The organism is Brevibacterium sp. LS14 (assembly GCF_012027885.1).
GTDB lineage: Bacteria > Actinomycetota > Actinomycetes > Actinomycetales > Brevibacteriaceae > Brevibacterium > Brevibacterium casei.
The window spans coordinates 71,388-93,971 of the sequence record NZ_SJXG01000044.1 but is presented as its reverse complement, the minus strand read 5'-3'; the positions used below and the strand labels follow the sequence as shown (position 1 = coordinate 93,971).

The 22,584-nt window shown below is 69.5% G+C and carries 18 protein-coding genes and 1 tRNA gene; 14 read left to right on the top strand and 5 right to left on the bottom strand.

Going from position 1 to position 22,584, the window contains the following annotated elements; all coding sequences use genetic code 11:
- Positions 1-7: 7 nt before the first annotated feature.
- Complete coding sequence (locus tag EZE58_RS07110; protein WP_167560150.1) at positions 8-1,903, bottom strand: LPXTG cell wall anchor domain-containing protein; 1,896 nt, start codon at positions 1,901-1,903, stop codon at positions 8-10.
- Between the two features lie 366 nt (positions 1,904-2,269).
- On the opposite strand from EZE58_RS07110, the gene EZE58_RS07105 reads away from it, so the two are divergent.
- Together EZE58_RS07105 and EZE58_RS07100 are read left to right on the top strand one after the other, a co-directional pair.
- Entirely contained in the window at positions 2,270-3,790 is a 1,521-nt protein-coding gene (locus EZE58_RS07105) for a PrsW family intramembrane metalloprotease (protein WP_009377974.1), read from the top strand.
- On the top strand, positions 3,787-4,974 hold the full coding sequence (locus EZE58_RS07100) for a MarP family serine protease (protein WP_009377975.1): 1,188 nt from the start codon (positions 3,787-3,789) through the stop codon (positions 4,972-4,974). The genes EZE58_RS07105 and EZE58_RS07100 overlap by 4 nt, the downstream gene beginning before the upstream one ends.
- A gap of 9 nt (positions 4,975-4,983) precedes the next feature.
- Here EZE58_RS07100 and EZE58_RS07095 read toward each other — a convergent pair whose 3' ends face one another.
- From EZE58_RS07095 to upp, 3 genes are all read right to left on the bottom strand, one after another.
- Positions 4,984-5,925 carry an endonuclease/exonuclease/phosphatase family protein gene (locus tag EZE58_RS07095; protein WP_009377976.1) on the bottom strand — a complete coding sequence of 314 codons (942 nt, stop codon included), beginning with the start codon at positions 5,923-5,925 and terminating at the stop codon, positions 4,984-4,986.
- A gap of 59 nt (positions 5,926-5,984) precedes the next feature.
- Positions 5,985-6,788, bottom strand: coding sequence for a winged helix-turn-helix transcriptional regulator (locus tag EZE58_RS07090; RefSeq protein WP_009377977.1), 804 nt, complete (start codon positions 6,786-6,788; stop codon positions 5,985-5,987).
- A 237-nt stretch (positions 6,789-7,025) separates the two neighbouring features.
- Complete coding sequence (gene upp / locus EZE58_RS07085) at positions 7,026-7,664, bottom strand: uracil phosphoribosyltransferase (RefSeq protein ID WP_009377978.1); 639 nt, start codon at positions 7,662-7,664, stop codon at positions 7,026-7,028.
- Between the two features lie 82 nt (positions 7,665-7,746).
- On the opposite strand from upp, the gene EZE58_RS07080 reads away from it, so the two are divergent.
- The 12 genes from EZE58_RS07080 (at position 7,747) to allB (ending at position 22,033) form a co-directional block, all read left to right on the top strand.
- On the top strand, positions 7,747-8,307 hold the full coding sequence (locus EZE58_RS07080; protein WP_009377979.1) for a tRNA adenosine deaminase-associated protein: 561 nt from the start codon (positions 7,747-7,749) through the stop codon (positions 8,305-8,307).
- 17 nt (positions 8,308-8,324) lie between these two features.
- Positions 8,325-8,759 (top strand): nucleoside deaminase, encoded by a 435-nt coding sequence (locus tag EZE58_RS07075; RefSeq protein ID WP_009377981.1) that lies wholly within the window; start codon positions 8,325-8,327, stop codon positions 8,757-8,759.
- 75 nt (positions 8,760-8,834) lie between these two features.
- Positions 8,835-8,925: transfer RNA gene (locus tag EZE58_RS07070), tRNA-Ser, on the top strand.
- 299 nt (positions 8,926-9,224) lie between these two features.
- Positions 9,225-10,694, top strand: coding sequence for an NCS2 family permease (locus tag EZE58_RS07065; RefSeq protein WP_009377984.1), 1,470 nt, complete (start codon positions 9,225-9,227; stop codon positions 10,692-10,694).
- Between the two features lie 206 nt (positions 10,695-10,900).
- A complete protein-coding gene (locus tag EZE58_RS07060; RefSeq protein ID WP_051995541.1) occupies positions 10,901-12,385 on the top strand; it encodes an FAD binding domain-containing protein in 1,485 nt (494 codons plus the stop codon).
- A complete protein-coding gene (xdhB, locus tag EZE58_RS07055; RefSeq protein ID WP_009377988.1) occupies positions 12,382-14,739 on the top strand; it encodes a xanthine dehydrogenase molybdopterin binding subunit in 2,358 nt (785 codons plus the stop codon). The genes EZE58_RS07060 and xdhB overlap by 4 nt, the downstream gene beginning before the upstream one ends.
- Positions 14,740-14,744: 5 nt before the next feature.
- Complete coding sequence (gene xdhC, locus EZE58_RS07050) at positions 14,745-15,542, top strand: xanthine dehydrogenase accessory protein XdhC (protein ID WP_009377991.1); 798 nt, start codon at positions 14,745-14,747, stop codon at positions 15,540-15,542.
- A gap of 34 nt (positions 15,543-15,576) precedes the next feature.
- Entirely contained in the window at positions 15,577-16,863 is a 1,287-nt protein-coding gene (guaD, locus tag EZE58_RS07045; RefSeq protein ID WP_009377992.1) for a guanine deaminase, read from the top strand.
- Between the two features lie 195 nt (positions 16,864-17,058).
- Positions 17,059-17,871 (top strand): TIM barrel protein, encoded by an 813-nt coding sequence (locus tag EZE58_RS07040; protein WP_009377994.1) that lies wholly within the window; start codon positions 17,059-17,061, stop codon positions 17,869-17,871.
- A gap of 51 nt (positions 17,872-17,922) precedes the next feature.
- Positions 17,923-18,837, top strand: a complete 915-nt coding sequence (locus tag EZE58_RS07035) for a 2-hydroxy-3-oxopropionate reductase (RefSeq protein WP_009377997.1) — start codon at positions 17,923-17,925, stop codon at positions 18,835-18,837.
- Entirely contained in the window at positions 18,837-20,633 is a 1,797-nt protein-coding gene (gene gcl, locus EZE58_RS07030) for a glyoxylate carboligase (RefSeq protein ID WP_009377999.1), read from the top strand. The genes EZE58_RS07035 and gcl overlap by 1 nt, the downstream gene beginning before the upstream one ends.
- 68 nt (positions 20,634-20,701) lie before the next feature.
- Positions 20,702-22,033 (top strand): allantoinase AllB, encoded by a 1,332-nt coding sequence (gene allB / locus EZE58_RS07025; RefSeq protein ID WP_009378000.1) that lies wholly within the window; start codon positions 20,702-20,704, stop codon positions 22,031-22,033.
- Positions 22,034-22,114: 81 nt separating this feature from the next.
- Here allB and EZE58_RS07020 read toward each other — a convergent pair whose 3' ends face one another.
- Positions 22,115-22,582 (bottom strand): peroxiredoxin, encoded by a 468-nt coding sequence (locus EZE58_RS07020; protein ID WP_009378001.1) that lies wholly within the window; start codon positions 22,580-22,582, stop codon positions 22,115-22,117.
- Between the last annotated feature and the right edge of the window lie 2 nt (positions 22,583-22,584).

The following is a 22,584-nucleotide window of genomic DNA, read 5'->3' as shown; positions in this document are numbered from 1 at the left end:
GGGCCGATCACTCATCGCGGGTCCGGCGTCCGGTGACGAAGAGGATCGCCCCTCCGAGGCCGATGAGGACGATGCCGACCCCGATGAGCATCGTGTGCCCCTGGGCTCCCGTCCGCGGCAGTTCGTCCGGGGCGCGCGGAGCCTCCGGCTCCTCTGCGACGGGTTCGACCGGTGGGGGAGTGCTCGGTTGCTCGGGTGCCGGCGGCGGACTTGGCTGCTCCGGTGCGGGCGGGGTCGACGGCTGCTCGGGTGACGGCGGGGTCGACGTCGGAGGCGCCGGAGGCGTGCTCGGCGTCTCGGCCGGCGGACGGCTGACGGTCTCCGACGGGATGCCCCAGTCGCTCGTCCACCCCTCATGGACGTCGTCGGCGTGGATCGTCGTCACGAACGTCACCCACCCGACGGGCATGTCGATCAGCTCCGTGCTCACCGTGGCCGTGCCCTCCTGGTCGGCGACGACGGTGATGTCCTGGGAGGCGAGCTCCGTGCCCGACGCCTCCGTCGACTGCTGGGGTTCGGAGTCGGGGCGGTACGCGGTGACGGTGAGCTTCGCCTCGGCGCCGGGACGCAGGCCGGTGACGGCGACCTCGTCGGTGACCTGGGATCCCTCGATTTCGGCACGGGTGTCAGCCGTCGGCGTCCATGGGACGAATCCCGTCTCCTTCGGCTGGCCGTGGATGCCCTTCCACTCCGACGTCTTCTCGTCGGCGGCGATCGTCTCCGTGAAGTAGACCCAGCCGCGCACATCCTCAGGGATCCGGATGCCCGCCGAGGTGTGTGTGCCGTTGCCGATGTCCTTGGAGGTCACGGTGCCGATGACTTCGGCATCGTCATTGCGGGTGCCGATCGCGGGCTTCGACGAGGTGGTCCACAGCTCGTGGACGACATCGACCCTGTGATCGCCGATGAGACCGGAGACCGTGAACGCATCGGTGACGGTGTCTCCCGGCTGCGGGCGCTCCTCGGAGATCTCTGTGGTCACGCGCGGCTGCGAGTCGACGTCGAGTGAGACCTCGTCGGTGACGGTCACGGGTTCGTCGGCGGTGATGACGCGTTGGACGCGGGTGCCGGAGGTCGGCTCGTAGAGGCGCACGGTCTCCGGGGCCACGGTCGCCGTGGCGGTGACGCTCACTGTCCCCGGCTCGGTGGCCCTGAGCATTTCGGTGATCTCTGCCGTCCCGCTCGTCACTCTCGTCGGACCTTCGGCTCCCTTGATGGTGAGTTCGATGGGGACGTCGGGGACGAACGCTCCGGAGGCGCTGGTCAGGGAGACGGTGAGGGTGACCGCGCCCGAGGTCGGCGGGACGTCGGCCGTCGACGGCGCGGCATCCTCCTCGGTGCTGCCGTAGGGTTCGAGGACGGGCATGTCGAGGGACCGCTCGAGGGAGACGTCGAGCGTGTACGGGCCGGCGAGCCTCTTCGCCTCCTTCGTGATCGCCGCATACTGCTGTGCGGCCCCGGCGAAGTCCGCGCCGAGTTCGCCCGGCTCCTGCGGCGGCACCGCATGGTCGTGGTCGATCCGTTCGTCGAGTCGCGCCATCGTGCTCAGTGCCGCCTGGACGTCGGCGGAATCCGAGGTCCCGTACGTGTGCAGCGCCCACGCGGTCTGCGCCGAGGTGACCGTGCGCGGTTGCGCACCGTCGAAGTTCGCCGGCTGCGGGGACTGCCGTCCGGCGTCGATGCAGTAGGCGTACCTGTCGTCGAACGTGCGGTAGGCGCCGTACCAGGTCCTGCCCTCGGCGGCCTCATGCCAGAGACCGGGACCGTAGAGTTCGGAGGCCGCTGAGAGCGGGACCTCCCCGAGGTTTGACTTCGCCGATGCGGGGGACGATCCCAAGGAGAGGAGGAGAGCGAGGACGACGAGGAGGACGGATGGACATGTGAGAGGTCTGTGAGTGCTCATGGCACGATTGCACGCCCGACGGGCCGCGGTGACCAGAGGCGATTCTGCGCCTGTGGACAGCGGATCGAGCCTCCACAGGCGAACGAGCACGAGTGGCAGCGGCTGGGGAGACGAGTGGGGGACGGCACACCACCGGGGTCGGCGCGGGACGGACCGACCGCCTCGGCGAGGACGAAGGGATTCGGCAGGGCGACGAGACGCGAACGCGGGAAGGGGATCCACACCCGCTGGGACACGAGTGGGTGGGAGACGGACGGCCAGGCGGGTTGTTGCCGAACAGACACGAACCGCACGGCCCGGTGTCAGCGATCAACCGTAGACTGGACGAGCAGTCAACGCCCTGCATCCGATCGAGAAGGACGGTGTATGTCGGAACATGCAGGCCCTCCGCACGGCCCGGGCCCGAATCACGGTGGTCAGCATCCTGGCCCCGTCGTCGATCCCCGCCGCAGCGATGACCGCTTCCGCCCGCGGCCGCAGAACCCCCAGCGCACCGCGACCCCGCCGCCGATGCGGCGGCAGGCCCCCGGCCCGGGTCCCAATCTCGGCCTGCGCATCCCGCCGCCGGGGCAGATGACCCGTCCCGGCCACCAGTCCCATCCCGGCCAGCCGATGCAGGCCCGCGTCTACGAGCAGCCGCGGTTCGCGCCGACGGTGACGCAGGAGATGCGGGTGCGCGCACAGATGCAGCCCCCGCAGCACCGGGTCGCCGAGACTCCGTGGACAGGGGCCGTGCGGCGCACGCCGGAACCGGCCGAGCCGGGATCGCCGGGCAACGTCGTCCGCCTCGTCCTCGCGATCCTCGCCGTCTGCGCCCTCGTCTTCGGTCTCCTCGTCATGGCGATCTTCGGCGGCTTCAGCTTCGGTGCCCGCCTCTTCGGGCTCATCGGACTCTCGGCCATCCCGCTCATCGGGATCATCGCCTACGTGCTGTGGCTCGATCGGTGGAAGCCCCAGCCGAAGCTCCTCCTCGGCCTCTGCCTCCTCTGGGGAGCGGTCGCCTCCGTCGTCCTCACCCTCTTCGTCTCCCTCGTCGGGGAGGTCGCCCTCTACTTCGCCGGCGTCGGCGCGGTGCCCGACGTGTTCAAGACCGTCGTCGAAGCCCCCGTCGTCGAGGAGACGACGAAGACCGCCCTCCTCGTCGTCATCGTCCTCCTCGCCCGGCGTCATTTCGAGGGGCCCCTCGACGGCCTCGTCTACGGCGCGCTCATCGGGGCGGGCTTCGCGTTCACGGAGAACGTCCTCTACCTCGGCGCCGCGTGGGAGGAGAGCACCTCGGGTCTGTGGGTGACCTTCGTGCTCCGCTGCCTCTGCTCGCCCCTGCTCCACACGGCTTTCTCGTCCTGGGCCGGGGTGACGATCGGCTTCGCCGCCCGCAAATGGCCGTGGTGGGCGGTCATCCTCATGTGGCTGCCCGGGCTCTTCGTCGGCATGTGCCTCCACGCGATCTGGAACGGGTCGATGACCGGTCTCCAGCTCATCAGCCCCATCGCGCAGATCATCGGCCTCATCGTCCTCAGCTTCATCCTCACCACCTGCTGGGTCGTCGCAGGCCTCATCCTCCGCCGCAGCGAGCGTTTGCACACCCGCAACATGCTCGGCGACTACGCGAACTCCGGGTGGCTCTCCCACGCCGAGGTCGACATGCTCGGAACGTGGAAGGGCCGCAAGCAGGGCAAACGCTGGGCGAAGACCTTCCCCGGGGGCAAGCAGGAGATGCGGACGATGATCCGCCTCGCCGGTCAGCTCGCGACGACGCGGATGCGTCTGCTCGCCGGCCTCGGCGGACCCAAGGAGCGCACCATCGAGAACTACGAACTGCGTGAGTTCGCCGGAGCCCGTGACCGTCTGCTCTCAGCCTCCCGAGGTGAGGCGAGGCCGGCGTGATCGTCGACGTCATCATCGTCCTCCTCGGCATCGCTGCGCTCTTCCTCGGCTTCCGGCAGGGCTTCATCATCGGCCTGTGCACGGTCGTCGGCTTCGTCGTCGGCTGGATCGCCGGGCGGCTGACCTCCCCGCTGGTCGAGAACATCTCCGCGGGCACCCAGGCGATGGAGAACCCCGGGGTCATCGCCCTGCTCGCGGCGATGCCGCTCGTCCTCAGCGTGCTCTTCGCCTTCGCGGGCAACGGCATCGGCATCGCGATCCGGCGGGCCATGGACTCTGAGCTCGGGCAGGGCATCGACTCGATCGGCGGGACGGTGACCGCGGGCATCGTCTACGTCCTCGTCCTCTGGCTCGCCGCCGGATTCGTCCGTGCCTCCCCGCTCGTCGAACCCAACCGGTGGGTCGCCGACTCCGCGGTCATCGCCGCGATCGACCGGACGATCCCGTACTCCTCGCAGGTCGCCCTCGGCGACCTCGCCTCGACACTGCGCGCCACGGGCTTCCCACAGGTCTTCTCCGGCCAGACCGAGGAGATCCGCGGAGTCGGCGAACCCGACTCCGGCATGGTCGAGGTCGGCCGCAGCGTCGAGGAGTCCGTCGTCAAGGTGACGACGACGACCACCCGATGCGCCGCCGGATCCGAGGGCACCGGGTTCGTCTACAGCGACGGCCTCGTCGCCACCAACGCCCACGTCGTCGCCGGGTCGACGAGCCTCGCCGTCCAGGTCGGAGGGACGGGGCGCCCCTACTCCGCCGAGGTGGTCGAATTCGATCCCGAAGCCGATGTCGCCGTCCTCAGGGTCCCCGAACTCGATGCTCCCGCGCTCGAGTTCGGCTCACCGGCCGGTCCCGGTGACGACTCGGTCGTCGTCGGCTTTCCCGCCAACGGTCCGTACACGATCTCTCCGTCGCGAGTGCGCGAGAAGATCAACGCCCGCGGGCTCGACATCTACGACGAGTCGAGCGTCGTCCGCGAGGTCTACTCGGTGCGCGGAATCGTCCGGGAGGGCAATTCGGGCGGACCCCTCCTCGACTCCGACGGCAACGTCATCGGCATGGTCTTCGCCCGCTCCGCCACCGATGAGGAGACCGGCTATGCGCTCACCCGGGCCGAGATCCGCGACGAGCTGCAGGCGGGAGCGAGCAGCAGCACCCCGCAGCCGACGGGCCAGTGCACGAAGTGAGTGTGCTCCTCAGCTGAGGTCGAGTCCGGCGATGACGGCGCGGTGGTCGCTCGTGCCCCGTCCGAGCACGCGGTCCGAGGTCGCATCGAAACCGCGGTAGAGGATGTGGTCGAGACGGGTCACCGGGAACACCGACGGCCACGTGAAGCCGAAGCCGCCGTGAGCCTCGACTCGGGAGTCCTCGAGCGGGGGCACGAGTTCGGAGAAGTTGCGGTCCGTCGTCGCGGTGTTGAAGTCGCCGGCGACGATGACCCGCTCGGCCTCGTCGGCGGAGACGATTGTCGCGAGGCGACGCAGGGCGGCATTGCGCATCGCCTCATGCCCGGGCCGGACCGAGGGCATGTGCACGGCGTAGAAGCGGACATCGCCGTGGTCGGTCGACACCGTCGTTGCGAAGGCCCGCTCCCACGGCAGACCGAGGTCGACCGCCTCAGGGGCGGACATCGGCCACTTCGACCACACCCCGACAGTGCCGACGACCTGTGAGTTCTCGAACGCCGAGTCGAGCTCCTTGCGGATGATCTGGCCTGAGAGCGACTCGAGTTCCTGGATCGTGAGGATGTCGGGCTCTGCGTCGATGAGGTTCTTCGCCGTGGCGGTGGGCTGCGGCAGGCGGGCTCCGACGTTCTGGGTGGCGACCGTGAGGTCGGCCGTGCCCGCGTCCTTGCCCGGCAGGAGTGCTGTGCCGAACATCGTCAGCCACACGATGGAGGGCACGAGCACGCCGATGACCGAGAGCACGGAGAAGCGGAAGAGCGCCATGAGGGCGACGAGGCCGACGATCACTCCCGTCCACGGCAGGATGCTCTCGACGAGCAGGGCGATGCCTGCTCGGGAGGGGAGGAGGTGGTGGAGGAGAAGGAACGCGGCATAGAGGATGCCGAAGACGAGTGCGGTGACTCCCTTCGCGGACCTCCGCGCGGAACGGGTTCGGGGATATGCCTGATTCATCGATCAACGAGCATAACCGCGAAGTCTGTCCCCCTCCTGGGTGGGTGGTGCGACCCGGATCACCGGTGCGCGGTCGCCGACCACACGGTGACGTCGGGGTGCGTGTCGTACCGGTAGCCGGCACCCCTCATCGTGCGGATGACCGACGAGTGCTCGCCGAGGCGGCGCCGGAGCCGGCGGATGTGGACGTCGACGGTGCGCTCGTCCGGTTCCTCCGAGCCCGACCACACGGCGGCGATGAGGGCGTCGCGCGGCAGGGTCTCATCCGGGTGCGAGACGAGGGTGGCGAGCAGGTCGAACTCCTTCGTCGTGACGTCGACGAGGTCGCCGTCGATGCGCACCTCCCGGCGGGGGATGTCGATGCGCAGACGCTCGGCCGCCTTCTCTCCGAAGGCTTCGCCCGGGTGGGCGCCGTAGCCGCCTGCAGCGGCGTCGTCGCGCAGCGCAGGCGGGTGGATGCGGTTGGGAATGCGGGAGCGCACGGGACCGTGGGTGCCTGCGGGGGTGCCGCTGGCGGCCGGGGAGCCGTTGGCGACGGCGCGGACGGCATCGATGTCGCTGCCGCGGCCCTCCGGGGCCAGGGCGATGACGGCCTGCGTCTCGGCCTGCGAGGCGAGCTCCTTCGCGTAGGCCTGAAGTTCACCGGCGATCGCGGAGAGGTTCGTGCCGTCTGCGGCGGCCTTCGATTCGTCGAGGCCGATGTAGACGATGATCCCGCGGGCGGCCTTCGGGGAGGGGACGACGCCGCTGGGTCCGTACGTGTGCGGAGGGTTCTGCGGATCGACGGCGCTCAACCTGGCTCCTGCCCTCCGGACGGCGACGGCACTGCGGGGGTGGACGTAGTTCGGCTCTGGATTCGGCATGGCTGTCCTCTGAGTGAGTCGTGGGGGTCCGCTGCGTGGCTGACGTGCACTCGTTCGCGGTCGGACAGCGGAAGGACGATCACCGACGACGAACGCAGGGCATACACATGGCTGCCGCGCACATTCGTGGCTGATACGTCACAGAGGTCATGTCTTCATTATTCGTCACAGTCTGACGCGCCTGCAAAGGATTCGCCGTTTTTGAGACGAGTGTGACGAACTATGACGCCGAGTCTCTCAGTCGACGATGCCGTACATCCGGTCCCCGGCGTCGCCGAGCCCGGGGACGATGTACCCCTGCTCGTTGAGGCGTTCGTCGAGGGCCGCGGTGTAGATCTCGACGTGCGCCGACTCCCCGTACGACTGTTCGATGCGCTTGACGCCCTCGGGGGCGGAGACGAGGCAGACGGCGGTGACGTCGCGGGCACCGCGGGCCAGGAGGAAATCGATGGCCATGGCCAGGGTGCCGCCGGTGGCGAGCATCGGATCGACGACGAAGATCTGACGACCGCTGAGGTCATCGGGCAGCCGGTCGGCGTAGGCGGTGGGTTCGAACGTCGTCTCGTCGCGGACCATGCCGAGGAATCCCACCTCGGCGGTGGGGAGGATGCGCAGCATTCCGTCGAGCATGCCGAGGCCCGCGCGGAGGATGGGGACGACGACGGGACGGGGTTCGGCCAGGCGGGTGCCGGTGAACGTCGAGACCGGGGTGGACACCTCGCGGTCCTCGACGGCGACCGAGCGCGTGGCCTCGTAGGCGAGAAGCATGACGAGCTCCTCGGTGAGCTGCCGGAACCGCGCGGAATCGGTGCTCTCGTCACGGAGGACGCTGAGCTTGTGGGCGATGAGCGGGTGATCGGCTACGTGTAGGCGCATACAGGAAATGGTACGTCGAAACACAGGCGGAGAAAGAGCGGATCCTGTGGTGAAAGGACTGAGAAGAGTCCACAATGGAGACATGTCCTACTTCAGTGAGATCCTTGCCGAGTCCAGCGACGGTTTCCGCGCCCTCGACGTCGACGTCCGTGACGCCGAGGACCTCGACGGGCTGGTCGACATGATGCGCACCGCCGGCTCCGACGACGGCGAGGCGATCGCCGTCATCGAGCACGAGGACGAGTGGTTCGGCCTCGTGCGGCTGTGCCGGGACAACGAGGTCAAGGTCTTCCTCTCCGATCTCCGGGCCGTCGAGCTCAGTCCCTTCGCTGCGATCTTCGCCGACTACCTCGACTCCCGCCCCGATGCGTACGAGGCCGAGCCGGAAGAGGAGTTCGGCCTCGACGAGGAGACGCAGACCTCCGAAGACGAGGACGAGGACGACAACGACGACGAGATCGAGATGCTCGACTTCGACGGCGACGCCGAATGGGGCGGGGACGCCGACATCTACGCCGACCGGGGGCTCCCGGCGGCCGACCTCATCGAGCAGGTCGAGCAGCACCGGTCCGACCCGGCCCGCGTCGTCGCCCACGTCGGCGAGACCGTCGGCTTCGCCGATCAGCTCGAGGCCGCACGCTGAACCGCTTCCCCGAGTGGATGGATCTCGCCCTCGCCGAGGCGGCCCGGGCGACCGCACATGACGACGTCCCCGTCGGCGCCGTCGTCGTCGATGAGGACGGCCGGGTCATCGGCAGCGGCCACAACCGGCGCGAGGTCGACGAGGATCCGCTCGGCCATGCCGAGCTCATCGCCCTGCGCGCCGCCGCCGAGGCGACCGGACGCTGGCGCCTCGACGGCTGCACCCTCGTCGTCACCCTCGAACCGTGCGTGATGTGCGCGGGCGCACTCGTCGGCTCCCGCATCGCCCGCCTCGTCTACGGTGCCTTCGATGAGAAGGCCGGCGGCGTGGGATCGGTGTGGGACATCCCGCGCGACCGTGCGGCTCTCCACCACCCTGAGGTCTACGCGGGCGTGCGCGCGGAGGAGAGTGCGGCGCTGCTGCGCGAGTTCTTCACCGCCCGCCGAGGGTGAGGTGCCGACAGAGGTGACCGCTCTCACGGTGCGATGATTTGGCCCTCCTGTGGCACCGACTGTATTGTTGTCGGCGGTGGCGTGTCCGAGCGGCCGAAGGTGCAACACTCGAAATGTTGTGTACGGTAACCCCGTACCGTGGGTTCAAATCCCACCGCCACCGCCACATGAACCCCCTGGTCAGCCAGGGGGTTCTCTGCTGTCCGGAGTCGTCACGGCGACCCGGAGACTACACTGGTGTCAGTTGTGTCTCGATTCCCCTCACGGCCCTGTGACGATTGACACACCCCTGGGTGTGCCGCGAGACTGTCCAAATGAAATAGAAATAGTTTTCCGCATCGTGGAAGCCCTGGTGGGGCCTCCCGTGCGCTGACTGTCTCGTTTCAATGCGCACGTTCAAGGCGCAGGGCCGCGACGACGATGTCGCGGCCGACCAAATCGAACAGTTTGAGGTGGTCCATGAAAATGGCTGACAACGATTCAGGGCGGGACACGGCACCCGTCGAGCACGGCAGTCCCAGTGCACTGGACAGATTCTTCGAGATAACCCAGCGCGGATCCTCGGTGCGCCAGGAGATCCGCGGCGGCATCGTCGCCTTCGTGGCGATGGCCTACATCGTCGTGCTCAACCCGCTCATCCTCGGCGGCTCCGCCGACGTCACCGGCGGCACGCTCGACTTCGCGCAGCTCACGGCCGTCACCGGCCTCGTCGCGGGTCTCATCACGATCCTCTTCGGCGTCGTCGCCCGGCTCCCGTTCGCGCTTGCCGCCGGCCTGGGGATGAACAGCTTCCTCGCCGTCTCCGTCGTCCAGGAGGTCACCTGGGCCGAGGCGATGGGGCTCGTCATCATCAACGGCGTCATCATCGTCGTCCTCGGCGCCACGGGCATCCGCACGGCGATCTTCAACGCCGTTCCCGACGCCCTCAAGGTCGCGATCACCGTGGGCATCGGCCTCTTCATCGCGTTCATCGGCTTCGTCAACTCCGGCTTCGTCACCCGCACGCCCGCCGGTCCGCCCGTCCAGCTCGGGCAGGACGGATCGATCGCCTCCCTGCCGACCGTGGTCTTCATCGGCGCGCTCATCCTCATCGGCGTGCTCGTGGCCCGGAAGATCCCCGGCGGCATCCTCATCGGGATGATCGTCGCGACGATCGCCGCGATCATCATCCAGGCGTTCGCGAAGCTCGGCACCGTCGGCGACCCGGTCAACCCGGACCCGCAGGGCTGGAACCTCAGCGCTCCGCAGCTGCCGAGCCAGATCGTCGCTCTGCCCGACTTCTCCCTCATCGGCGCCTTCGACCTCTTCGGCTCGTTCGAGCGCATCGGAGTCCTCGCCGCGACGATGCTCGTCTTCACCCTCGTGTTCACGAACTTCTTCGATGCGATGGGCACGATGACGGGTCTCGCCCGCAGCGCCGGCCTGCAGACGAAGGACGGCATGTTCCCCCGCATCCGCGGCGCCTTCATCATCGAGGGTCTCGGCGCGGTCGCCGGCGGCGGCGCCTCGGCGTCGTCGAACACGGTCTTCGTCGATTCCGCCGCAGGCATCGCCGAGGGTGCACGCACCGGTCTCGCCGCGTGCGTGACCGGCGTCCTCTTCCTCCTCTCGATGTTCTTCGCTCCGCTCATCGGGGTCATCCCGATGGAGGCCGGCGCGGCAGCCCTCGTCGTCGTCGGCGCGATGATGGTCTCCCAGATCCGGGAGATCGACTTGAGCGACTTCCGCACCTCGCTGCCGGTCTTCCTCACCATGGTGACGATGCCCCTGACCTACTCGATCGCCAACGGCATCGGCGTCGGATTCATCTCCTGGGCGCTCATCCACGCGTTCAGCCGTCGCGGACAGCACGTCCACTGGCTGCTCTGGGTCGTCTCCGTCGGATTCGTCCTCTACTTCGTTCGCGGTCCCATTTCGGCTATCTTGGGAGGGTGAGCATTGTGACGGAGCAGACAGCTTGGACGAAGGGGCAGATCGCCCACGGCGACTGACGCACGCCGGTCCGTCGGTGGCCTGTGCCCCGACGCCCTCACTGCTCTCCGCTGCTGTTCGCATGGATAACCAGAAGTCCGGGAGAGCGAAGGCATCTGTTCCAACCATGCACTGTGCGCCTCACCGACGAGGCGCAGGAGGTGAGTGCGATGTCCGCGTCGACCACGGAACGCTCGAGCTGTCGGATCTCGGTCAACGGCACCGATCACGACTTCGACGGCCCCACACATACCAACGCCCTTGACTTCCTCCGCGGTCAGGGGCTCACGGCAGCCAAGGAAGGCTGCGCGGAAGGCGAATGCGGAGCCTGTGCCATCCTCATCGCCCGACCCGATGGCGAGAACGGCACCCGCTGGACCTCGGTGAATGCGTGTCTGCTGCCGGCAGCGGCCCTCGACGGCCAGGAGGTCATCACCGCCGAAGGCCTCGGCTCGCTCGACGACGTCCACCCCGTCCAGGAGGAGATGGCCGTGCGCGGCGGCTCCCAGTGCGGCTACTGCACCCCGGGCTTCATCTGTTCGATGGCCGCGGAGTACTACCGCCCCGAGCGCCCCACCGACTCCGACCACGGTCCCAACGGATTCGACATCCACGCCCTCTCCGGCAATCTCTGCCGCTGCACCGGCTACCGCCCGATCAGGGACGCAGCCTACGCCCTCGGCGACCCCACCGACGATGATGCCCTGGCCGCGCGCCGCAGCGACCCGGCGCCGGCCTCGGCGGCCACGGACCTCCACCGACCCGACACCCCCACCGGTGAGCTGGGACGGTACCGTCGTCCCACCCGCCTCGCCGAGGCGGTCGAGATCCTCAGCCTCGAACCCGACGTCCTCGTCGTCGCCGGCGCCACCGACTGGGGTGTCGAGGTCAACATCAAGGGCGCCCGGGCGAAGTCGCTGCTCGCGATCGACCGGCTGCCCGAGCTCCGCGGCGTCCGCTGGACGGAGACCCATGTCGAGATCGGGGCGGCGAACACCCTGAGCGAGATCGAACGCGAACTCGCCGGATCCGTCCCGCTGCTCGGCAAGCTCTTCCCGCAGTTCGCCTCGCGCCTCATCCGCAACGGTGCGACGATCGGCGGCAACCTCGGCACCGGCTCGCCGATCGGCGACACCCCGCCGGCCCTCCTCGCCCTCGAGGCCGAGCTCGTGCTCACCTCGGCGGGCGGGGAGCGGGTCGTGCCGCTGGCCGACTACTTCACCGGCTACCGGCAGACCGTGCGCGAGCCCGGCGAGCTCATCACTGCGATCCGGATCCCGCTGCCGCTCTCCCCGCTCACCTCGTTCCAGAAGATCACCAAGCGCCGCTTCGACGACATCTCTTCGGTCGCCATCGGCTACGCCGTCGACGTCTCCGACGGCATCGTGGACAAAGCCCGCATCGGCCTCGGCGGCGTCGCGGCGACCCCGCTGCGCGCCCTCGCCACGGAAGCGGCGATCGAAGGCAGGCCGTGGACGCTCGAGACCGTCCACGACGCGGCCGAGACCCTCGCCGCCGAAGGCACCCCGATGGACGACCACCGGGCGAGCTCCCGGTACCGCACTGCGATGCTGCGCTCCTCACTCGAGCGCTTCTTCGCCGAACAGCTGGGCGCGAGCGGGCCCGGCATGATCCGAACGGAGGCAGGACGATGAGCCATCTCTCCCAGCGCCCCGCCGACCCTGTCGTCGGCGAATCCCACCACCACGAGAGCGCCTTCGGTCACGTCACCGGCGCCGCGCTCTACACCGACGACCTCGTCGGGCGACTCACCGGCGTCCTCCACGCCTACCCCGTCCAGTCCGAGCACGCCCACGCGAGCCTCGACCGCGTCGACGCGGCGCCTGCGTACGCGGTGCCCGGAGTCGTGCGCGTCATCACCGCCGCCGACGTGCCCGGGGTCAACGACCAGGGCGTCAAGCACGACGAACCGATGCTGCCCACCGACGAGGTGATGTTCTTCGGCCAGCCGGTCGCCTGGGTCCTCGGCGAGGACCTCGAGGCGGCGAAGGCCGGCGCCGCCGCGGTCGTCGTCGACGCCACCCCGCTGCCCTCGCTCATCACCGTGCGCGATGCGATCGCCGCTGGCAGCTACCACGGGGTCCAGCCGGTCATCGACAAGGGCGACGTCGACGGCGCCTTCGCCGACGCCGCGCACGTCTTCTCCGGCGAGTTCGAATTCGCCGGGCAGGAGCACTTCTACCTCGAGACCCAGGCCTCGCTCGCCCACGTCGACGAGTCCGGCCAGGTCTTCATCCAGTGCTCGACCCAGCACCCCACGGAGACCCAGGACATCGTCTCCCACGTCCTCGGGATCCCCGCCAACGAGGTCACCGTCCAGTGCCTGCGGATGGGCGGAGGCTTCGGCGGCAAGGAGATGCAGCCCCACGGGTACGCAGCGCTCGCCGCCCTCGGCGCGAAGCTCACCGGTCGGCCCGTCCGGCTGCGGCTGAGCCGCACGCAGGACATGACGATGACCGGAAAGCGCCACGGCTTCCATTCGACGTGGCGGATCGGCCTGACCGAGGACGGGCGGATCCTCGCCCTCGACGCCACGCTCACCGCCGACGGCGGGTGGAGCCTCGACCTCTCCGAACCCGTGCTCACCCGCGCGATGTGCCACATCGACAACGCGTACTGGGTGCCCAACATCCGCGTCCACGGCCGCGTCGCGAAGTGCCACAAGACCTCGCAGACGGCGTTCCGCGGCTTCGGCGGCCCGCAGGGGATGCTCGTCATGGAGGACATCCTCGGCCGCATTGCCCCGCAGCTGGGGCTGAGCGCCCGTGAGCTGCGCCGCCGCAACTTCTACCAGGCCGGACAGGACACCCCCTACTACCAGCCCGTGCGCCATCCCGACCGGATGGAGGCCTGCTGGGATGAGGTCGTCACCTCCGCCGAGGTGGCCGAGCGGGAAGCGGAGATCGCCCGGTTCAACGCCACCCACGACCACGTCAAACGGGGGATTGCGATCACCCCGGTGAAGTTCGGGATCTCGTTCAACCTCACCGCCTTCAACCAGGGCGGCGCGCTCGTCCTCGTCTACAAGGACGGCTCGGTCCTCGTCACCCACGGCGGCACCGAGATGGGTCAGGGCCTGCACATGAAGATGCTCCAGGTCGCGGCGACCACGCTCGGGGTTCCCCTCTCAACCGTGCGGCTCGCCCCCACGCGCACGGACAAGGTCCCCAACACTTCGGCGACGGCGGCGAGCTCCGGCTCCGACCTCAACGGCGGGGCCGTCAAGGACGCCTGCGAGCAGATCCTCGGCCGTCTCCGGCAGGTCGCGGCAGGACTCCTCGGGGCCCCGGCGCACGAGGTCGAGATCAGCCGCGGGATCGTCAGCGCGCTGTCCTCGCCGAAGACGATCACGTGGGAAGAGCTCATCAACACCGCGTACTTCCAGCGGATCCAGCTCTCGGCCTCCGGCTTCTACCGCACGGAGGGACTCCACTGGGACCTCTCGACGATGCGGGGTGAGCCGTTCAAGTACTTCGCCTATGGTGCGGCCGCCTCCGAGGTCGAGGTCAACCGCTTCGACGGGTCGTATGTGCTCCGCCGGGTCGACATCGTCCACGACGTCGGCGACTCGCTCTCCCCGCTCATCGACATCGGCCAGATCGAGGGCGGCTTCGTCCAGGGCGCCGGATGGCTCACGCTTGAGGACCTGCGCTGGGACACGAGCGACAAGCCCAGTCGCGGTCGGCTCGCCACTCAGGCGGCGAGCACGTACAAGCTCCCGAGCTTCTCCGAAATGCCCGAGGTCTTCAACATCGCCCTCCTCGACAAGGCCCACGAGGAGGGGGCGGTCTACGGCTCGAAGGCCGTCGGCGAACCCCCGCTCATGCTCGCCTTCTCCGTCCGCGAGGCTCTGCGGGAGGCGATCGCCGGCTTCGGACCGGCAGGCACCTCGGTCGAACTCGCCTCCCCGGCGACCCCGGAGGCCGTGTTCTGGGCGCTCGAAGCCGTCCGTGATGCGACCCCCGATCGGCAGCCTGTGCCGTCATGACCTGGATGGACGCAGCAGCCGAGCTCCGCAGCGCTCGGGTGCCGGCGGTCCTCATCACCCTCGCCTCCGTCCGCGGGCACGCACCGCGGGAGGCGGGAGCGAAGATGATCGTCACCGCCGATGACCTCTATGGGACCATCGGCGGGGGCAATCTCGAGATGACCGCCGTCACCCGCGCCCGCGAGATGCTCACCGGGGACTCCGGCGATGCGGGCGACCGCCTCGGCGAACCGGAGATGCTCACCCTGCGGCTCAACGACAAGGCACCGGCGAAGTACGGTCGGCAGTGCTGCGGAGGCGAGGTCGCCCTCCTCCTCGAGCCGCTGCCCGTGCCCGCCACGGTCGCGATCTTCGGGGCCGGCAACATCGGCCTCGAGCTCACGCGGATCCTCGCCCGCCACGAGATCGACCTCCACGTGACCGACTCGCGGCCCGAGCACTTGGGCGAGCTCGACCGGCTCGAGCCCCCGGTGGCCGAGCTCAGCCGCCACTTCGCCGTCGTCGGCGAAGAGGTGCTCACGTCCCTGCCGCCGGGCTCGCACGTGTTCATCATGACCCACGATCACGCTGAGGACCTCCACCTCTGCCAGGCTGCGCTGAGCCGCGGCGACCTCGGCACGATCGGGCTCATCGGCTCGAGCGCGAAATGGCAGCGCTTCCGCAAGGCCCTCATCGCCGACGGCCATGCCCCCGAGGTCGTCGACACGATCTCGTGCCCCATCGGTCTGCCCGCCCTGACCGGGAAGCATCCTGCGACGATCGCGCTCAGCGTCGCCGCGGACCTCCTCAGCCGGCTGCGCTGACCCCTTTTCCCACCCTTCTGAGAGGAGCACCACCATGCAGATCTTCCGTGCCCGCGTCTTCGACACCCCCGCCGATCCCTTCGCCGGGGGCACCCTGCGATCGGAGTCCGACACCGCGCTCGTCGTCGACTCCGGACGCATCGTCGCCCGCACCGACTTCTCCACCGCCAGGGAGCGCCATCCCTATGCCGAGGTCGTCGACCTCCGCACCGGCGTCCTCCTGCCCGGATTCGTCGACACCCACGTCCACTTCCCGCAGATCCGGGCGATCGGACACCTCGGCCGGCCGCTGCTCGACTGGCTCGACCAGTGCGCCCTGCCCGAGGAGGCGAAGCTCGGCGACGACGCCTACGCCCGGGCGCTGGCCGGGGAGTTCCTCACCGGACTGACGAGTGCCGGGACCACCTCGGCGATGGTCTTCGGATCCCATTTCGGCTCCGCGGTCGACATCCTCTTCGCCCAGGCCGCCGAGGTGGGGCTGCGGATCACGACGGGACTGGTCACCAGCGACCGGAACCTCCCCGACATCCTCCTCACCGACGTCGACCGCTCCGTACGCGAGAGCCAGGAGCTCATCGACCGCTGGCACGGGAAGGGGCGGCTGCGCTTCGCGGTGACCCCGCGGTTCTCGTTCTCCGCCGGACCCGAACTCCTCGCCGCGGGCGGGCAGCTCGTCGCGGACAACCCGGGGATCTGGGTGACCTCGCACCTCAACGAGAACCGCGACGAGGTCGCCGGGGTCGCAGAGATCCACCCGGAGGCGAGCGACTACCTCGACACGTACGACCGCGCGGGACTGCTCGGGAGGCAGACGATCCTCGCCCACAACGTCCACCCCACCGACCGGGAGCTGGGGCGCATGGGGGAGGCGGGGGCGGCGGCAGCGCACTGCCCGACGTCGAACTCGGCCCTCGCGAGCGGCTTCTTCCCGCTGCGGCGCCACCTCGACGCAGGCGTCCGGGTGGCGCTCGGCTCCGACGTCGGGGCCGGCACCGGGTTCTCCCTGCTCAAGGAGGGCGTGCAGGCGTACTTCATGCAGCAGCTCGACCCCGCAGGCGGAGTGCCGCTGACCTCGACCCACCTCCTCCACCTCGCGACCTCGGCCGGAGCCGGGGCGCTCGGCCTCGACGAGACGGTCGGCGACCTGTCCGTGGGCAAGCGCTTCGACGCCGTCTTCGTCGATCCCGCGGCCGGGCAGCCGCTCGACGTCGGCCTCGCCCACGCCGAATCCGATGAGGATGCGCTCGCGAAGATCTTCGCCCTCGGCACCCCCGCCGACCTCACGCGGGTGTGGGTCGACGGAGACCTCGTCAAAGGCTGAGGCTTCGTCAGAGCCTGAGGTCAGCCTGCCAGCAGCCCTCCGGGCGCTCGGCCACCCCCAGCAGGGTGGTCAGCTCCGGAGGGCTGCGGGGCTTGACTCCCCACTCCGCCGATGCGTATGCTGTTTTCATCCAACGGAAATGAACTTCCACAATACGGAAACTTCCGCAAATCGCAGAGTCGCGAAGGAGACCCGATGTCGACGTTCGACTTCACTCAGGCAGACAGCTACATCCTCAACTGTTCCACCCTGCTCACCGAACTCCCCGTTCTCGAACGCGCGCAGGCCGCGAAGGACGCAGGCTTTGCCAAGGTCGAGTTCTGGTGGCCCTTCGACGGCGACCCGACGCCGAGCCCCGCCGAGGTCGACGCGTTCATCGCCTCCCTCGAATCCGCCGGCGTCGAGCTCAAGGGCCTGAACTTCTGGGCCGGGAACATGGCCGCAGGTGACCGCGGTATGGTCTCGATCCCCGGCTCGCAGGCCGACTTCACAAAGAACGCGGAGATCGTCGCCGGCATCGGCGAACGCACCGGGTGCCGCGCCTTCAACGCCCTCTACGGGCTGCGCGTCGACGACTCGACCCCGGAGGAGCAGGACGCCGTGGCGCTGGAGAACCTCGCCGTCGCCGCCCGTGCCGTGGCCGGCATCGGCGGCACCGTCCTCGTCGAACCCGTCTCCGGGGCGGACGCCTACCCGCTCAAGACCGCCGCCGATGCGGCCGCAGTCGTCGAGGCGGTCCGTGCCGGCGGGGCGGAGAACATCGCCGTCCTCGCCGACTTCTTCCACATGGCCGTCAACGGCGACGACGTCGCCGCCGCGATCGAATCCGGGGCCGCGGACTTCGGCCACATCCAGATCGCCGACGCCGAGGGCCGCGGAGCCCCGGGAACCGGGCAGCTGCCGCTGAGGGAGTGGATCGACCGCTCCTTCGCCCTCGGCTACTCCGGGCAGATCGCGCTCGAGTACAAGCAGGACCGCGAGACCGCCTTCGCGTGGCTCGCCCACTGACCGACCGCCTCGGCGGCTGACCACCCCGACCCATTGCAAAGGACAGAGAACATGACCACCATCGCCTTCATCGGACTCGGCATCATGGGACTTCCCATGGCGAAGAACCTCGTCGACGCCGGCTTCACCGTCCGCGGCTTCAACCGCACCGCTGCCAAGGCCGAGGAGCTCGCCGCCGCCGGCGGGCAGGCCGCCTCCACGATCGCCGAGGCGGTCGACGGGGCCGACGTCATCGCCACCATGGTCCCCGACTCGCCCGACGTCGAAGCCGTGCTGGACGGCATCCTCGCCGCTGCGAAGCCGGGAGCCACGTGGATCGACTTCTCGACGATCCGCCCCGACGTCGCCAAGGACCTCGCCGCGCAGGCGAAGGAGGCCGGACTCAAGCCCCTCGACGCCCCTGTCTCCGGCGGCGAACCCGGCGCAATCGACGGCGTCCTGTCGATCATGGTCGGCGGTGACGAGGCCGACTTCGCGGCCGCCTCCGAGGTCTTCGAGGCGGTCGGGAAGACGATCGTCCACGTCGGCCCCTCGGGCGCCGGCCAGACCGTCAAGGCCGCGAATCAGCTCATCGTCGCCGGCAACATCGGACTCCTCGCCGAGGCGGTCGTCTTCCTCGAGGCCTACGGCGTCGACACCGCCTCGGCGCTCGAAGTCCTCGGCGGCGGACTCGCGGGCTCCAAGGTGCTCGAGCAGAAGGGGCAGAAGATGCTCGACCGCGAATTCGCCCCCGGATTCCGGCTCGCGCTCCACCACAAGGACATGGGCATCGTCACCGCCGCCGCCCGCGAGGCCGGGGTGACGATCCCGCTCGGTGCCGCCGTCGCCCAGCTCGTCGCCGCCACCGTCGCCCAGGGCAACGGCGGACTCGACCACTCCGGCCTCCTCACCGTCGTCGAGCAGCTCTCGGGAACGTCCGCCTCGGCGGAGGACGAGGACGCGGACGCACAGGAAGGAGCGGCGTGATGACGAGAATGCGCGCAGTCGACGCCATCGTCCTCATCCTCGAGAAGGAAGGCGCGACCGAGACCTTCGGCCTGCCGGGAGCCGCGATCAACCCGCTCTACTCGGCGATGCGGGCCCACGGCGGGATCCGCCACACGCTCGCCCGCCATGTCGAGGGCGCCTCGCACATGGCCGACGGATTCACGCGGGCGGCACCGGGGAACATCGGGGTCTGCCTCGGCACCTCGGGACCGGCGGGCACGGACATGATCACCGGTCTCTATGCGGCTGCCGCGGACTCGCAGCCGATCCTCTGCATCACCGGGCAGGCGCCGGTCGCCGTCCTCGACAAGGAGGACTTCCAGGCCGTCGACATCGCGGCGATCGCCGCCCCCGTGACGAAGATGGCGAAGACCGTCCTCGAAGCGGGGCAGGTGCCCGGTGTCTTCCAGAAGGCGTTCCAGCTCATGCGCTCGGCGCGTCCGGGGCCCGTCCTCATCGACCTGCCCATCGACGTCCAGCAGACGGAGATCGACTTCGACATCGACACCTACGAGCCGCTGCCCGTCGACCGGCCGCAGGCCACCCCGGCGCAGGCGGAGCGGATCCTCGACCTCATCGCCGAGGCGAAGCATCCGCTCATCATCGCCGGCGGTGGGATCATCAACGCCGACGCCAGTGAGCGGCTCGTCGAGTTCGCCGAGCTCACCTCGATCCCCGTCTCGCCGACGCTCATGGGGTGGGGCACGATCCCCGACAGCCACCCGCTGGCCGCCGGCATGGTCGGGATCCAGACACACGTGCGCTACGGCAACGCGTCGTTCCTCGAGTCCGACCTCGTCATCGGCATCGGCAACCGCTGGGCCAACCGTCACACCGGTGACCTCTCCGTCTACCGGAAGGGGCGGAGGTTCGTCCACATCGACATCGAGCCGACCCAGATCGGGCGCGTCTTCGCCCCCGACTACGGCGTCGTCTCCGACGCCGGGGCCGCCCTCGACGCGCTGCTCGACGCCGCCCGCGGCCGGGCCGCCGGTCGTGGCCTGCCCGACTTCACGGAGTGGGCGCGCTCGTGCACGCAGCGGAAGTCGACCGAGCATCGGAAGACGAACTACACGGAGAAGCCGATCAAGCCGCAGCGGGTCTACCAGGAGATGAACACCGCCTTCGGCGAAGACGTCACGTACGTCTCGACGATCGGGCTGAGCCAGATCGCCGGCGCGCAGATGCTCCACGTCTACCGGCCCCGGCACTGGATCAACGCCGGTCAGGCCGGTCCGCTCGGATGGACGGGGCCGGCGGCGCTGGGAGTCGCGAAGGGCAAGCCCGGGCAGACGGTCGTCGCGCTCTCGGGCGACTACGACTTCCAGTTCATGATCGAGGAGCTCGCCGTCGGTGCGCAGCACCGGATTTCCTACGTCCACGTCGTCGTCAACAACTCCTACCTCGGCCTCATCCGGCAGTCCCAGCGCGGCTTCGAGATGGACTATCAGGTCTCGCTCGCCTTCGACAACATCAACTCCACGGGCGAGACCGCCGGCTACGGCGTCGACCACGTCGCCGTCGCCCAGGGGTTCGGCTGCAAGGCGCTGCGCGTCGAGGATCCCGAGCTCATCGGGGAAGGGCTGCGCGTGGCCAAGGAGCTCATGGACGAACACCAGGTGCCCGTCGTCGTCGAGATCATCCTCGAGAGGATCACGAACATCTCGATGGGGCTCGCCCTCGATGCCATCAACGAGTTCGACGTCCTCGCCCAGACCCCGGCCGACGCCCCCACCGCGCTCACCCCGCTGAGCGAACTCGCAGCGGCGAAGTGACCGACCGCCGGTATACCATGGCCCCGTGAGCGGGGCCGACCCTAGGCTCAGGAATTCGAGGAGGAAGCATGAATGTCGATCTCATCATCCGCGCGAAGTGCGCGGTCCTGCCCGACGGCATCGCCGCCGCCGAGGTGGCCGTGCGCGACGGACGGATCGTCGAGATCGCGACGGGGGAGGACCGGGTGAGCACCACCTCGGCGCAGGTCCTCGACGTCGACGACACGCAGGTGCTCCTGCCCGGCCTCGTCGACACCCACGTCCACGTCAACGATCCCGGACGCAGCGAATGGGAGGGCTTCGCCTCGGCGACGAAGGCGGCGGCGGCCGGGGGCGTGACGACGATCCTCGACATGCCGCTCAACTCCCTGCCCCCGACGGTCGATGTCGACGCCCTGGAGACGAAGCGGGCCGTCGCCGCACCCAAGGCCTTCGTCGACGTCGGCTTTTGGGGCGGGGCGATCCCCGGCAACACCGGGGAGCTGCGCCCCCTCCACGAGGCCGGGGTCTTCGGCTTCAAGTGCTTCCTCGAGGACTCCGGCGTCGACGAGTTCCCGCCGCTCACCCCGGCGGAGATGGAGACCGACCTCGCGGAGATCGCGGGCTTCGACGGCCTCCTCATCGTCCACGCCGAGGACCACGCGGTCATGGCCGAGGCCCCGACCGCCTCGGGGCGGAGGTTCGCCGACTTCCTCGCCTCCCGCCCCCGCGAAGCCGAGAACGTCGCGATCGGACGCGTCATCGACGCCGCACGCGCCACCGGCGGGCGCGCGCACATCCTCCACCTCTCCTCCGCCGATGCGCTGCCCCAGATCGCCGAGGCGAAGGCCGAGGGGGTCCGGCTCACCGTCGAGACCTGCCCCCACTACCTCGTCTTCTCCGCCGAGGAGATCCCCGACGGGGCCACGACGCACAAGTGCTGCCCGCCGATCCGCGAGGAGGCCAACCGGGAGGCCCTGTGGCAGGGGCTCATCGACGGCACGATCGACTGCATCGTCTCCGACCACTCGCCCTCGACCGCGGAGCTCAAACTCCTCGAGTCCGGTGACTTCGGAGCGGCATGGGGCGGGATCTCCTCCCTCCAGCTCGGCCTCCCGCTCGTCTGGACGGAGGCGCAGCGGCGGGGCATCGGGCTCGCCGAGGTGGTCCGCTGGATGTCGGCCGCCCCCGCGGCGATCGCCCGCGTCGAGGGCAAAGGGTCGATCGCGGTGGGCAACTCCGCGGACTTCGCGCTCTTCGCCCCCGAGGAGGAGTGGACGGTGTCTGCGACCGAGCTCCACCACCGCAACCAGATCACCGCCTACGACCAGCGCACCGTGCGCGGGGCCGTGAGGCAGACCCTGCTCGCCGGCACCCCCGTCGACTTCGACGCCCCGCACGGCCGCCTGCTCACGGCCTGATCGCGCCCCGACGACGACGCGGCACCGCAGAGATCCTGCGGTGCCGCGTCGTCGTGTGCCCTCAGGCTCAGGCGTCGAGCCTCAGACGTCGAGGGTCTCTCGGAGGCGACGGACATGGCCGTCGGGGGAGACGTTGTACTCGGCGAGCTGGAGCGTGCCCGACTCGTCGACGACGAAGGTCGAACGCAGCGTGCCCTCGACGGTGCGGTCGCCGATCGTCTTCTCCCCGAAGCTGCCGTAGGCCTTCGCGACGGCGCTGTCTGGGTCGGAGAGCAGCGGGAAGGTCAGCGACTCGTCCGCGGCGAACGACTGGAGCTCCTCGGGGCTGTCGGGGGAGACCCCGAGCACGGCGAAGCCCCCGGCGGTCAGGGAGGCGAGGTTGTCGCGGAAGTCGCACGCCTCGGTCGTGCAGCCCGGAGTCGCGGCCTTCGGGTAGAAGTAGAGGATGAACCGCTGTCCTGCGAGACCCTCCTTCGAATAGGTCCGGCCGTCGGCGTCCTGGAGGGAGAAGTCCGGTGCCTGCTGCCCGACGGTGAGTGTGTTCGCCATGA

What these genes read in the sequence shown, in the direction of transcription:
- EZE58_RS07110 (WP_167560150.1), bottom strand. Translation starts at nt 1,903, where the DNA reads ATGAGCACTCACAGACCTCTCACATGTCCATCCGTCCTCCTCGTCGTC.
- EZE58_RS07105 (WP_009377974.1), top strand. Translation starts at nt 2,270, where the DNA reads ATGTCGGAACATGCAGGCCCTCCGCACGGCCCGGGCCCGAATCACGGT.
- EZE58_RS07095 (WP_009377976.1), bottom strand. Translation starts at nt 5,925, where the DNA reads ATGAATCAGGCATATCCCCGAACCCGTTCCGCGCGGAGGTCCGCGAAG.
- EZE58_RS07090 (WP_009377977.1), bottom strand. Translation starts at nt 6,788, where the DNA reads ATGCCGAATCCAGAGCCGAACTACGTCCACCCCCGCAGTGCCGTCGCC.
- upp (WP_009377978.1), bottom strand. Translation starts at nt 7,664, where the DNA reads ATGCGCCTACACGTAGCCGATCACCCGCTCATCGCCCACAAGCTCAGC.
- EZE58_RS07080 (WP_009377979.1), top strand. Translation starts at nt 7,747, where the DNA reads ATGTCCTACTTCAGTGAGATCCTTGCCGAGTCCAGCGACGGTTTCCGC.
- EZE58_RS07075 (WP_009377981.1), top strand. Translation starts at nt 8,325, where the DNA reads ATGGATCTCGCCCTCGCCGAGGCGGCCCGGGCGACCGCACATGACGAC.
- EZE58_RS07065 (WP_009377984.1), top strand. Translation starts at nt 9,225, where the DNA reads ATGGCTGACAACGATTCAGGGCGGGACACGGCACCCGTCGAGCACGGC.
- EZE58_RS07060 (WP_051995541.1), top strand. Translation starts at nt 10,901, where the DNA reads ATGTCCGCGTCGACCACGGAACGCTCGAGCTGTCGGATCTCGGTCAAC.
- xdhB (WP_009377988.1), top strand. Translation starts at nt 12,382, where the DNA reads ATGAGCCATCTCTCCCAGCGCCCCGCCGACCCTGTCGTCGGCGAATCC.
- xdhC (WP_009377991.1), top strand. Translation starts at nt 14,745, where the DNA reads ATGGACGCAGCAGCCGAGCTCCGCAGCGCTCGGGTGCCGGCGGTCCTC.
- guaD (WP_009377992.1), top strand. Translation starts at nt 15,577, where the DNA reads ATGCAGATCTTCCGTGCCCGCGTCTTCGACACCCCCGCCGATCCCTTC.
- EZE58_RS07040 (WP_009377994.1), top strand. Translation starts at nt 17,059, where the DNA reads ATGTCGACGTTCGACTTCACTCAGGCAGACAGCTACATCCTCAACTGT.
- EZE58_RS07035 (WP_009377997.1), top strand. Translation starts at nt 17,923, where the DNA reads ATGACCACCATCGCCTTCATCGGACTCGGCATCATGGGACTTCCCATG.
- gcl (WP_009377999.1), top strand. Translation starts at nt 18,837, where the DNA reads ATGACGAGAATGCGCGCAGTCGACGCCATCGTCCTCATCCTCGAGAAG.
- allB (WP_009378000.1), top strand. Translation starts at nt 20,702, where the DNA reads ATGAATGTCGATCTCATCATCCGCGCGAAGTGCGCGGTCCTGCCCGAC.
- EZE58_RS07020 (WP_009378001.1), bottom strand. Translation starts at nt 22,582, where the DNA reads ATGGCGAACACACTCACCGTCGGGCAGCAGGCACCGGACTTCTCCCTC.